The organism is Larkinella arboricola (assembly GCF_003259745.1).
GTDB lineage: Bacteria > Bacteroidota > Bacteroidia > Cytophagales > Spirosomataceae > Larkinella > Larkinella arboricola.
This window is the reverse complement of record NZ_QLMC01000001.1, coordinates 699399-712119: the sequence shown is the minus strand read 5'-3', so window position 1 is coordinate 712119 and position 12721 is coordinate 699399. Positions and strand designations below refer to the sequence as shown.

Annotated in this window: 10 protein-coding genes; all 10 read left to right on the top strand. The window is 52.7% G+C overall.

Translation table 11 applies throughout. The annotated features are described in order from the left end of the window. The first annotated feature begins 31 nt into the window (after positions 1–31). The 10 genes from LX87_RS02905 (at position 32) to nuoL (ending at position 12716) form a co-directional block, all read left to right on the top strand. Positions 32–406: a response regulator gene (locus LX87_RS02905; RefSeq protein WP_111626662.1), complete on the top strand. Its 375-nt coding sequence runs from the start codon at positions 32–34 to the stop codon at positions 404–406. Then, positions 403–1449, top strand: coding sequence for an adenylate/guanylate cyclase domain-containing protein (locus LX87_RS02900; RefSeq protein ID WP_111626661.1), 1047 nt, complete (start codon positions 403–405; stop codon positions 1447–1449). The genes LX87_RS02905 and LX87_RS02900 overlap by 4 nt, the downstream gene beginning before the upstream one ends. 149 nt (positions 1450–1598) lie before the next feature. Then, positions 1599–2216, top strand: coding sequence for a TetR/AcrR family transcriptional regulator (locus LX87_RS02895; RefSeq protein ID WP_111626660.1), 618 nt, complete (start codon positions 1599–1601; stop codon positions 2214–2216). Between the two features lie 69 nt (positions 2217–2285). After that, positions 2286–3644, top strand: a complete 1359-nt coding sequence (locus tag LX87_RS02890; protein WP_374755109.1) for a TolC family protein — start codon at positions 2286–2288, stop codon at positions 3642–3644. Between the two features lie 42 nt (positions 3645–3686). Beyond that, entirely contained in the window at positions 3687–4748 is a 1062-nt protein-coding gene (locus tag LX87_RS02885) for an efflux RND transporter periplasmic adaptor subunit (protein WP_111626658.1), read from the top strand. Between the two features lie 112 nt (positions 4749–4860). After that, positions 4861–7935, top strand: a complete 3075-nt coding sequence (locus LX87_RS02880; RefSeq protein ID WP_111626657.1) for an efflux RND transporter permease subunit — start codon at positions 4861–4863, stop codon at positions 7933–7935. A gap of 114 nt (positions 7936–8049) precedes the next feature. Next, positions 8050–8472: a DUF2141 domain-containing protein gene (locus LX87_RS02875; protein ID WP_111626656.1), complete on the top strand. Its 423-nt coding sequence runs from the start codon at positions 8050–8052 to the stop codon at positions 8470–8472. A 55-nt stretch (positions 8473–8527) separates the two neighbouring features. Next, the gene (gene guaB / locus LX87_RS02870; protein WP_111626655.1) at positions 8528–10000 is read left to right on the top strand and encodes an IMP dehydrogenase; all 1473 of its coding nucleotides are present in this window, start codon (positions 8528–8530) and stop codon (positions 9998–10000) included. Positions 10001–10164: 164 nt separating this feature from the next. Then, complete coding sequence (locus tag LX87_RS02865) at positions 10165–10500, top strand: hypothetical protein (RefSeq protein ID WP_111626654.1); 336 nt, start codon at positions 10165–10167, stop codon at positions 10498–10500. Between the two features lie 299 nt (positions 10501–10799). Beyond that, positions 10800–12716, top strand: a complete 1917-nt coding sequence (gene nuoL / locus LX87_RS02860) for an NADH-quinone oxidoreductase subunit L (RefSeq protein WP_111626653.1) — start codon at positions 10800–10802, stop codon at positions 12714–12716. Positions 12717–12721: the final 5 nt, after the last annotated feature.

The following is a 12721-nucleotide window of genomic DNA, read 5'->3' as shown; positions in this document are numbered from 1 at the left end:
AACCCGATCTACCTTTTACTTAACCTGCGGCATGAAAGTCTTGGTTGTTGACGACGAAACGGACGTACAAACCCTCTTTGAACAACGCTTCCGGCGGGAAATTCGCGCTGGTGAAATCCAGTTCGCCTTTGCCCACTCCGGCGAAAAAGCCCTGACGTATCTGAACGATCATTCGTCTGAATATGTCTTAATTCTGTCGGATATTAACATGCCCGGTATGAGTGGTCTGGAATTGCTGCGCCTGATCAGAACCACCTATCCGGTTGCTCCGCCCACGGTGATGATGATTACGGCCTACGGAGATGCCGAGAGTCACGACCAGGCCATGAAGCTGGGAGCCGACGCCTTTCTGACCAAACCGCTTGACTTTTCCAACCTGAAAGAAAAACTTAAAAGCGCCCTATGAAGTCCAAAATCCTGGTCGTGGATGACGAAACCGATCTCGAATTACTGATTCGGCAGAAGTTTCGTCGGCAAATCCGCGAACAGCAATACGAGTTTGTTTTCGCCTACAACGGTGTTGATGCGCTGACCAAAATTCAGGAGCAACCCGACATTGATATTGTCCTGAGTGACATCAATATGCCCGAAATGGACGGCCTGACGCTGCTCGAAAAGCTGAGCGAAGTTAGCCCGTTGACCAAAACCGTGATTGTATCGGCCTACGGCGACATGACCAACATCCGTACGGCCATGAACCGGGGGGCATTCGATTTTATCTGCAAACCCGTCAATTTCGATGACCTCGATTTGACCATGCAGAAAACCCTGCGGCACGTGGCTCAACTGCGGGATACGCTGAAAGCCATCAAGGAGAACAACATTCTCAGGATGTACGTCGATGAATCGGTGCTCAACTTCATGGACCGGCGGGAGTTTGAAACGTCGCTGATGCTGAACGAAACTGTCAATGCCACGGCGGTTTTTATCGACATCTGCGGCTTTACGGCCATCACCGAACGCGAAAACGCCGACACCGTGGTCAAGCTGATCAATCTGTACTTCGACGTAATGGTGAAGGAAATCATTGCCCAGGGCGGTTTTGTCGACAAGTTTATGGGCGACGCCGTGATGGCCGTCTTCCGGGGAGAATACCACCTCGACCGCGCCATCGAAGCCGCTCTGGCCGTCCGCAACCACATTGAACTGCTGGAAAAAACCGTTCCCGGCGAACCGGTTTACACGCCCAAGGTAGCCATCGGCATCAATACCGGCGAAATGATTTCGGGAAATATTGGCTCGGCCACACTCCGGCGGCTCGATTATACCGTCATTGGCGACGTGGTCAATACCGCCCAACGGCTGCAATCGGTGGCGCAGGAAGGTCAGATCATCATTAGCGAAACCGCCTATCAACTGGTTAAGGATTCTTTCCGCTGCGAACCGCTGGGCGAGGTCCGGCTCAAAAACAAATCAAACCCGGTCGCTATTTACGCCGTTATTGAGTAAAAAAGCCGCCTGACGTTTTTCGTTCGTTTCGGAATTTTGACGGTTGACGACCGAATTCGGATTGTTCATCTCCTGTTTTTTCCGATCCAGAAAAACACCTCTTGATTAATAAACGGTGTTCAGTACATTTGTAACGTTAATTAACACATATGGGAATTGTTGAGCGGAAAGAGCGCGAGAGAGAGGAAATGCGGAAACGGATTCTGGAAGCAGCCCAAAAGCTGTTTCTGGAGAACGGGTACGAGAAAGTGAGCATCCGTAACATTGCCGACGCCATTGAATACAGCCCGGCAACGATTTATCTCTATTACAAGGATAAAAACGAGCTGCTCTACGCGCTTCACCAGATTGGTTTTCATAAAATGATCGATGCGTTTCAGTCGGCTCTGCAACTGGAAGATCCATTTGATCGGCTGGTAGAATTGGGCCGCCGGTATTTCCAGTTTGCTTTTGACAACCCCGAGTTGTTTGACCTGATGTTTATCATGACGGCTCCAATGGACGCATTGGCCTGCAAGAATGACATCTGGGACGAAGGCAAATCGGCGTTCAACCTGCTGGTCACCTGCGTACAGGAGTGTATTGACAAGGGCCTGTTCAAAACGCAGGATGCTGAAGTAGCGTCACTTATGATCTGGAGTTCCGTACACGGTTATACCGCTCTTTTTCTGCGGAAACGCCTGGAAATGTTTGAAGAAAACCGTCGCAAAGAACTGATGGAAAGCGCTTTTAACCTTTTTAATGAAACGATCCGCCACGGTCTCTAAAAAAATTTTAACAACTAGTGAACACTGTTTATTTTATTATGTATGATTACAAGACTAAAAGTCAGCTACTTGATCATTCTTACGCTGGCAACCATCTCGCGCCCGGGTGCCGCCCAATCGGTAGAAGCACCCTCGATTATTCTGGATGCGTACATTCAGGAAGGGTTACAAAACAATCTGGCGCTGAAACAGGAGTCGCTGGAAATCGGTCGGGTTACCGAGTCGATCAACCAGGCCCGGGCATTGTTTTACCCCCGACTCACGTTTAACCCCACCTATTCCGTGGCCGCTGGCGGTCGACGGTTGCAATTTCCGGTCGGTGACATGCTTAACCCGGTGTATGCCACACTCAACCAGCTTACGGGTGCCGAACGCTTTCCGACAAATATCCCCAACGTGAACGAATTGCTGGCTCCCAACAATTTTCACGACACCAAACTCAATGTCCAATACGCCATTTTCAACTCCGACATTCAGTACAACTACCTGATTCAAAAAGATTTGCTGTCGGCGCAGGAAGCCCGGAAACGGGTAGTTGAAAACGAATTGCGGTATACCATTGCAACGGCGTATTACCAGTACCTGCAAACACTAGACGCCGTTCGGATCTTCGAAAATTCCCGCAACATGCTGCGCGAACTGGCCAAACTGAATGAGAAACTGGTTAGCAACAACGTAGCAACGAAAGATGCCGTAACCTCGGCCCGCTACGAAATCAGCAAAATTGATCAGCAACTGGCCAACTCCGACAAAAACCGTCAAACCGCCAAAGCGTATTTCAATTTTCTGCTCAACCGTGACCTCACGGCTGATATTCAGGTGGATTCGCTCCTGACCCGGAGCCTGCCCGCGGCCCCTCCTGCCCTCACGGCATTGCAGCAAACCGCTTTGCAGGGCCGTCAGGAACTGAAGCGGCTCGGCGGTTCGCTCCGGGCCACCCAAAATGCCGTCAAACTGAACGAAGCCTCCATCAGGCTACCCAATGTCTATGTCGGTGGAAGCACGGGTTTTCAGGGCTTTGGCTATACATTCTCCAATCAGGCATATGTAGTTGGACAGGTTGGTTTGTCCTGGGATTTATTCAAGGGTTACGAAAAACGTTCGAAGGTGCAACAGGCCAAAATCCAGACAGAACTGGTGCAAACCCGGCTGACGGAAGTAGAAAAACAGATTCAGTTGCAGGTTTTGCAGGCGTATTATGAACTGGATGCGGCCAACGAAAGCCTGACAGCCAGCCAGACCGGCCTCGCCAACGCCGAGCAGACCTTCCGGCTCATCGACAGCAAATACCGCAACGGCCAGGCCCTGCTGGTGGAGTACCTGCGCTTCCAGAATGACCGGCTAACGGCCCAGATTCAGCAGGTACTGGCGCGGTATGATGTGCTGACCAAACGGGCCGCCCTCGACCGCGCGACGGCGATTCAGTAACCACTCCAACACTTTCCTCCTGATTAGTAACCGATTACTCCAATGAAAGCGATACCATTCATCTTGATTATTCTGCTGACGGGCGGCCTCTGGGCCTGTGGTACGAAAGCCAAAGAAAGCCGGAAAGAGAAACCGGCGAGCCAAACCGACGACACCTCCATCCCGGTAAAACTCACAAAAGTCCAATCCGTGGTACGAACGGAACCCATCGTGGCATCAGGTCTGGTTTCCTCCTCCGAAGAAGCCAAACTATCCTTTAAAGTAGGCGGAATCATTGAAAAACTATACGTCGATGAAGGCCAAACCGTCCGGAAAGGGCAACTGCTGGCAACCCTGAATCTGACCGAAATTAATGCTCAGGTGAGTCAGGCGCAGTTTGCAAAGGAAAAAGCCGAACGGGACCTCAACCGCGTCAAAGCGCTTTATGCCGACACAGCCGCTACACTGGAACAGTTGCAGAATGCCACCACGGGCCACGATGTCGCCCAGCAGCATCTGGCTATCGCCCGGTTTAATCAGGATTACGCCCAAATCCGCTCGACGGTCGATGGAACCGTAACGCGCCGAACCATGAACGAGGGCGAATTTGCCGCAGCCGGGTCGCCGGTTTTCCTGATCTCGTCCACCCGCCGGAACGACTGGATTGTCCGGGTGGGCGTGTCCGACAAAGACTGGGCGCGGCTGAAAATTGGTAACCGCGCCACCATTTCGCTGGAAGCGTATCCCGAAAAAACGTTTACCGGAACCGTCAGCGAACTGGCTCAGGCCGCCGATCCCCAGAATAAACTCTATGATGTTGAAATCCGGATTGACCCCGGTACGGTGAAGTTTGCGCCCGGCCTGTTTGCCAAAGTCACGCTGCAACCCGCCCAAAGCCGCAGCTACGCCCTGGTTCCGATTGAAGCCATTGTTGAAGGCGACGGGAAGGCCGGTTTTGTTTTCGCTTTATCTGACGACCAGAAACACGTCCGCAAAGTCCCGGTTCAGATCGGCTTTATTGATAACGACAACGTACTGCTTACGAACGGCTTATCGGGTATTTCAAACGTCGTCACAGCAGGCTCGGCCTACCTCACCGAAACGTCAACGGTAATCCTCAAATAACCCCTCTGATAAACTCAGATTACCCCTGATAAACTCTGTGTAACGGTTTTTCATGTTATTACACAGAGTTTATCAGAGAGCATCGGAGTTAAGCGGAGAAATGACTCTCGCCATGAATCTCTCTGAATTTTCCGTTAAAAACTGGCAGTTTATGCTGGTCGTCTTCATCGCCGTGGTGGCGCTGGGGGTCAACTCGCTGTTCAACATGCCCCGGGGTGAAGACCCTGAATTTGTCGCTCCCTCCTTTGCCGTTGTCATCGTCTATCCGGGCACCGATGCGCAGGACATGGAAGAATTAGTGGTCGATCCGGCCGAAGCCCGCTTTAATGCCCTCGACGATATTAACCATGTGATTACCAACATCGACGATGGCCTGGCTGTTCTGCGCATTGAATATGATTATGGCGCCGATCCCGACGAAAAATACCAGGAAATGGTGCGGGAAATCAACGCGCTTCGGGCACAGCTACCACCGGATATTTTTAACATTGAAATTCATAAATTTTCGCCGACCGACGTAAGCATTGTACAGATCGCCCTGCAATCGGAAGTGGCCTCCAGCAAGGAATTGGGCGATTACGCCGATGCGTTAAAGGAGCGGCTGGAAAAAGTCAAAAGCCTGAAAGGCGTCAAGGACTGGGGCTATCCGGCCAGCACCGTCCGGATTTCGCTGAACATCGAACGCATGGCGCAGGAAGGCATTCCGGTCAACCGATTGGTGGGGGCGTTGCAGGCTGAAAACTTGAACATTCCGGGTGGAAGCGTCCAGGCCGGGACGCGCAAGTTCAACGTCAAAACCAGTGGAGATTACCAGTCGCTCGACGAAATCCGTACTACCGTGGTGGCCACCAACGGGCAGAAAATCATCTACCTGCGTGATGTAGCCGAGGTTGATTTTAGTTACGAAGACGAAACGCACATTACCCGGCTGAACGGCCACCGGGCGGTGTTGATCACGGCGGGCCAGAAAATGGGCGAAAACATTGCGAAGGTTGGCGAACAGTTGAACCCGGTGATCGAGAGTTTTGCCAAAACCTTACCGCCCCACATCAAGCTGGTTAAGAACTTCGACCAGGCCGCCAGCGTCAACGCCCGGTTAGGCCGGTTTGCCAAAGATTTCGGCATTGCCATTCTGCTGGTGGCCCTGACACTGCTGCCGCTCGGGATGCGGGCCGCGATGGTGGTAATGATCTCGATTCCGCTTTCGCTGTCGATTGGCTTATCGCTGCTCAATGTATTCGGCTTCAGCATTAACCAGTTGAGCATTGTGGGCCTGATCGTGGCGCTCGGTATTCTGGTCGACGACTCGATTGTGGTGGTTGAGAACATCGAACGGTATTTGCGCAACGGTTTTTCCAGACGCGATGCGGCCATTAAAGCCACAAAACAGATTACACTGGCCGTCATTGGCTGTACCGTAACCCTGATTCTGGCATTCCTGCCGCTGATGTTCCTGCCCGAAGCATCCGGCGACTTCATCCGCTCACTGCCTACCGCCGTTGTAACCACCATTCTGGCGTCCCTGCTGGTTTCGCTGACCATCGTTCCCTTCCTATCGAGCCGGATTTTGAAAGAAGAACACAATCCGGAGGGCAACATTTTCATGCGTTCCCTAAAACGATTGATCAGCGGGTCGTACAGTCGGCTGTTGCACACGGCGCTGCGGCATCCGGTTCTGACGCTGCTCGGGGCGCTGGCGATCTTCGCGGGGGCGCTCGCGCTGGTTCCGAAAGTGGGTTTTGCCTTGTTCCCGGCATCCGAAAAACCGCAGTTTCTGATCAACATCGAGACGCCCGAAGGAACGAGTTTGCAGGAAACCAACCGCGTGGCCCGCTACATTGAGAGCCAGTTGGGCCAGGAGCCGGAGGTGAAATATTTTACAACCAATGTCGGCAAGGGAAATCCGCGGATTTATTACAACGTCATTCAGCGGAACGAAGCCACCAACTTTTCGCAGTTCTTCGTCCAGTTGCACGATATGCCGCCCGCGCAAAAACGCCAGCTAATTGACAAAATGCGGGATAAATTCAAGTTCTATCCCAACGCCCGAATCGAGGTAAAGGACTTTGAGCAGGGTCCCGATCAGGAAGCGCCGGTAGCCATTCGTGTGTTTGGTGAAAATCTGGATTCGCTCCGGACGGTGGCCGCAAATGTAGAAAAAGTCCTGAAAACCACGCCGGGTCTGATTTATATCAACAACCCGCTGGCCACCCGCAAAACCGATCTGCGGGTGAAGATCAACAAGGAAAAAGCCGGGATGCTGGGCATGTCGGTCGCCGACATCAACCGCACGATCCGGCTCGCTATCGCTGGGCTGAACGTGGGCACATTCAAAGATGCCAACGGCGACGATTACCAGATCAACGTGACGCTGCCCAAAGGCAAAGTGGCCGACCTTCGGGTGCTCAACAACCTGTACGTCAATACCCTGAATGGCGGTTCGATACCCTTGCGTCAGATTGCTGATTTGCAGTTTGAGACAACGACCAACCAGATTCGCCACTACGACAAAGACCGTTACGTAACGGTGACGGGTTTTGTGAAAAGCGGTTATCTGGTCGATAATGTCTACAACCAAGTGATTCAGAAACTTGACGCGCTGAAATTTCCGGACGGGTTTCGTTACAAAGCCGCCGGGGAGCTGGAAAGCCGGGAGAAATCGTTTGGCGGTCTGGGCACCATTATCCTGATTACGGTTTTCGGTTTTCTGGCCGTGCTGATCCTGGAATTTGGCACCTTCAAAAGTACGCTGATTGTGCTGTCGGTGATTCCGCTGGGCATCATCGGGGCCATTGCCGCGCTGCTGCTGTCGGGCAATCCGTTCTCGTTCGTGGCTGTCATCGGACTGATCGCGCTAATCGGCATTGAAGTAAAAAATTCCATTCTGCTAGTCGATTTCACCAACCAGCTCCGCGAAGGCGGAATGCCGTTGGTCGAAGCCATCGAACAAGCCGGAGAAATCCGTTTTGTGCCCATCGTCCTGACGTCGCTGACGGCCATTGGTGGTCTGATCCCGCTGGCTATCGAAGGCAATCCGCTTTATTCTCCCCTGGCGCTGGTGCTCATCGGCGGTCTGATCAGTTCGACGTTGTTATCCCGGATTGTTACCCCGGTTCTGTACAAACTGCTTCCGCCCCGCGTGGAGGTCAAAACCGTTGCGCTGGAAGAAGAGCCGCAACTTGTCTAAACCTTTCAGGAATCTATTGTCAGACTAAACGGCTGCTCTCGGGCGGCCGTTTCTGTTGTTGAGCAATTTTTAAATACCGCAAAACAACCGGCTGCCAATTGCGTTTATCGAAATATGAGAACAATTCCATTTCTGCTGCTGGCTTTGTGCGCGTCAGCGTTCGGTTCGTACCGTGCCGACACACAGCTTATCGTTGATGTTCAGAATATCAAAGAGGTGAAGGGGCAGCTTCGGGTGGGCCTTTACAAACCGTGTGATAACTTCCCGTCGGGCTGCAAACCCATTGCCAACCAAATTGTCGCCGTAAAAGGCAACAGTACGCGTATTACCTTCACCGTGCCGCCGGGTGATTATGCCGTTGCACTTTTTCATGATGTAAACGATAACGGGGAGATGGATAAAAAAATGTTTGGCATCCCGAAAGAACCGTATGGATTCAGTAATAACTACCGTCCGCGCGTTTCAGCACCTGATTTTGATGATTGCCGGGTGAAGGTGGAGACTTCCGGAAAAACGATTTCAATAAAATTAATCTAAGTTCAGAAGTTTTTTGTAACTTTACCCGGCAAATAACATATCCTGTTGATTTGCCATGAGCTTAGACTCCTCCAAGTTTCTTTACGAAGCGCTTACTTACGACGACGTTCTTCTTTTGCCTGCCTTTTCGGAGGTTCTTCCCCGCGATACCCAGACGACTACCCAACTCACCCGCAACATCCGGCTGAACATTCCGCTTATTTCGGCGGCTATGGATACCGTTACCGAATCCGAACTGGCCATTGCGATGGCGCAGGAAGGCGGCATCGGAATTATCCATAAAAATATGAGCGTTGAGGCTCAGGCGGAACAGGTGCGAAAGGTAAAACGCTCAGAAAGCGGAATGATCATCGACCCGATTACGCTCTCGGAAGGCGCCACGCTGGCCGATGCTCACCAGATTATGCGAGAGGCCAAGATTGGCGGTATTCCCGTCATCGATGCCTCCAACAAACTGATCGGTATTCTGACCAACCGCGACCTCCGTTTCCAGACCGAATTATCAAAGCCGGTGACGGATATTATGACCCGGACGAACCTGATTACGGCCCGAGAAAAAATTACGCTGGAAGAAGCCGAAAGCATTCTGCAAGAATACAAAATTGAAAAACTGCCGATTGTCGATGCGGAGAATCACCTCGTGGGGCTGATTACATACAAAGACATTCTGAAGAAGAAAAACCACCCCAATGCCTGCAAAGATGCCCTGGGCCGGTTGCGCGTAGGAGCCGCCGTTGGTGTGACGCCCGATCTGACACGCCGGATTGAAGCCCTCGTGAAAGCCGGTGTCGATGTCATCAGTGTGGATACGGCCCACGGCCATTCGCAGGGCGTTATCGATGCCGTTCGGGGAATCAAAGAACGGTTTCCGAAGCTGGACGTTATTGCCGGTAACGTGGCGACGGGTGAAGGGGCCAAAGCCCTGGCTGAAGCGGGAGCCGATGCGGTAAAAGTGGGTGTCGGACCGGGCAGTATCTGTACCACCCGAATCATTGCCGGTATCGGGATGCCGCAGCTAACGGCCGTGTACGAATCGGCCAAAGCCCTGAAAGGCACCGGTGTTCCAATCATTGCCGACGGTGGTATCCGTTTCTCGGGCGACATTACGAAAGCCATTGCGGGCGGTGCGTATACGGTGATGGTCGGCTCGCTGCTCGCCGGAACCGAAGAAGCTCCGGGCGAAGTGGTGCTTTACGAAGGACGCCGGTTTAAGACATACCGCGGTATGGGTTCCGTTGAAGCGATGGAAGAAGGTTCGAAAGACCGCTATTTCCAGGATGCGGAAGACGATATCAAAAAACTGGTGCCGGAAGGCATCGTTGGCCGGGTGCCGATCAAAGGCCGGGTTGCCGAAATTATTTACCAGCTGGTCGGCGGTTTGAAAGCTGGTATGGGGTATTGCGGAGCCAAAGATATTGAGACCTTGCAAGACGCTAAATTCGTGAAAATCACGTCGGCCGGGGTTCGTGAAAGCCACCCGCACGACATCCAGATTCAAAAAGAAGCCCCGAATTATTCAGCGCGGTGATAATAATGTACCTACGGACAAAAGGCTGTACGCTGGCCTGTTTTTTTGGCTGTGCAAAAATACGAGCGCAGACTTTTTCCGTAGGTACATAAAAATCGTTTATATTGTGCAACATTATTCGGTAGTTTTTCAAGGCAGGCAATAAAAACCGGCTTTGCCCGTTTATGAGGAAACAGTCGCACACTATTTACGAAGTTACCGTCCACTACGTTGGCTCTCTCAATGCGCTCCGCCAGCGCGAACCTTTCACCGTTTTTTTCTCCAATCTCAAGAAAGCCGTTGAAACGATTGTTGGGCAACTGGCGCTGAATGGCTGGCCCATCAAAGTCAATTACACGGCTGTTTACCGGAGCCTGAAACAGCGCGGTACGTACCAGTGCGATTTTGACGTAGCCGGTGCCAAAGTTTTCCGCATCCGGATTGTTCCCCAAACCCTGAATCCCGTCCTGACGACGATGGGAATTGACGAAAAACCCGCCGAACCATCGCGTAAAAAATAACCTTTCTGGAAATTACCGGTCCGGGTGCTATATCCCGATTCCTCAGTATCCCGGTATCGCATTTTACAGTCTCCAGACGATACAATAACCCTCTTTGCCGAAGCTTAAAGCATCCTTTTTCCCAATTGGGTAGCTGCAATGGGCGCATAGATGCCGGGCAGAACGTACTTTTGCATCCAGTTTATGCCATGCAACGGCTTCGTGATTCGATGAATAGCCTATAAAATCAACGAATTATTTTTATTGGCCCGTTTATTCAGGATATTTGCCCGGCCGAACGTCCACCCGTATCTTGCGTGATGCTTGACGAAAATACCGTCCGAAACCTTCTCTGGCTCCTTATCCTCCTGCCTTTTCTGAGCGGAAGCGCCTGGCTATTGGCCGGTCGGCGCATTAATGGCTGGGTGGGTAGCGCGGCTGCGGTTTTAACGCTGACGGGTCTGGGTTTGTCGATCTGGCTGACCACACAAACCGGCTCCGACCTCCTGACCCTCCGCACCGACTGGCTGGCTATTCCGGGCCGTTCGGTCCCCATCACCTTTCACGTTGATCCGCTGACCCTGCTGATGCTGGTCATTGTCCACTTCATTGCGCTGCTGGTTCAGATTTACTCCATCTCCTATTTGCACGATGAGCAGGACCGCTACCGGTATTTCGGCTTTCTGAGTCTGTTTATCGGCTCCATGCTGGGCATCGTTCTGGCCGGTAACCTGATCATTATGTATGCTTTCTGGGAACTGGTGGGCCTTTCGTCGTATCTGCTGATTGGTTTCTGGTTCCGCAAACCCGAAGCAGCCGCGGCTGCCAAAAAAGCGTTCATCATGAACCGCATCGGCGACGCAGGTTTTCTGCTCGGTATTTTTCTGCTGCTTTTCCAATCCGGCACCACCGACCTGACCGAGCTTCCGGACCTGTTCGTTTCCGACGGTCGGCTGGCTACGCTCACCGGGCTTTGTCTGTTTTGCGGCTGCATCGGCAAGTCGGCCCAGTTTCCGCTGACGACCTGGTTGCCCGACGCCATGGAAGGCCCCACGCCGGTGTCGGCCCTGATTCATGCGGCCACGATGGTAGCCGCCGGTATTTTTCTGCTGGCCCGTATCCATTTTCTGCTGACGCCCGATGCCCTGCTGATCATTACGCTCATCGGTACCATTACGATGTTGATGGCGGCTTATTCGGCGCTGTACCAAACCGACATCAAGAAAGTACTCGCCTATTCCACCGTTTCGCAACTCGGGTTGATGGTCATCGGCATGGGCACCGGAAATGCCGTCGGTGCGCTTTTTCACCTGACTACCCACGCATTTTTCAAAGCGGGCCTGTTTCTGGCCGCTGGCTCGGTCATTCACGGTGTTCATACGCAGGACATGCGCCGGATGGGCGGTCTGCGAAAGGCCATGCCGCTGACGTTTGTGGGCTGGGCGATCTGTTCGGCTGCGCTGGCGGGTCTGCCCCTGTTCTCGGGCTTTTTATCAAAAGAAACCATCCTGACGGGTGCCTTCCAATGGGCCGGGCAACAGGGCAATTGGGCTTATCTCATTCCGGTCCTGGCGGTATTGTCGTCTGGCTTAACAGCCTGCTACATGGCCCGGCAGGGGCGTCTGGTATTCTTCGGCGAAACGCGTCATGCCGAAGCCGGGCATCACAGTCCTGCGCATGAATCCGGACTGATGCTGACAGTTCCGATTCTGTTGCTGGCGGCTTTATCCATCGGTTTCGTCTTTGCCGGAAACCCGTTCTCCGCCGGACATAGCTGGTTTTTCCGGGTATTTCCTTCGCAGGGCGAACCCGAAGAACATCTCTGGATTGCGGTTTTGTCGGTAACCGTGGCCGCGCTTGGCATCTGGCTCGGCTGGCGAATGCCGGTTGTACCAGACTCCACCACGCATAGCCGCTTATCAGAGCACAACTGGTATCTCGACGGTTTTTATAAACGGTCGATCGTTCGGCCTTTCGTTCAATTTTCCCGGTTCTCTTACCGGTTCGACCAACGGGTGGTCGATCGGGTGGTCAATTTGATTGGTATGGGAAATGTCGTGCTGGCCCACATTGTCGGCTGGATTGACCGGAATATCGTCGATGGGCTGGTTAACGGTGCGTCGTGGCTGGCACACCGGCTGGGTAGTCTGACGCGCTCGGTGCAAAACGGGCGGGTTCAATCGTACATTGCCAGTGCCGTCATTGGTTTGTTATTGATTCTTTGGTTCTTGATGTAGTCGGT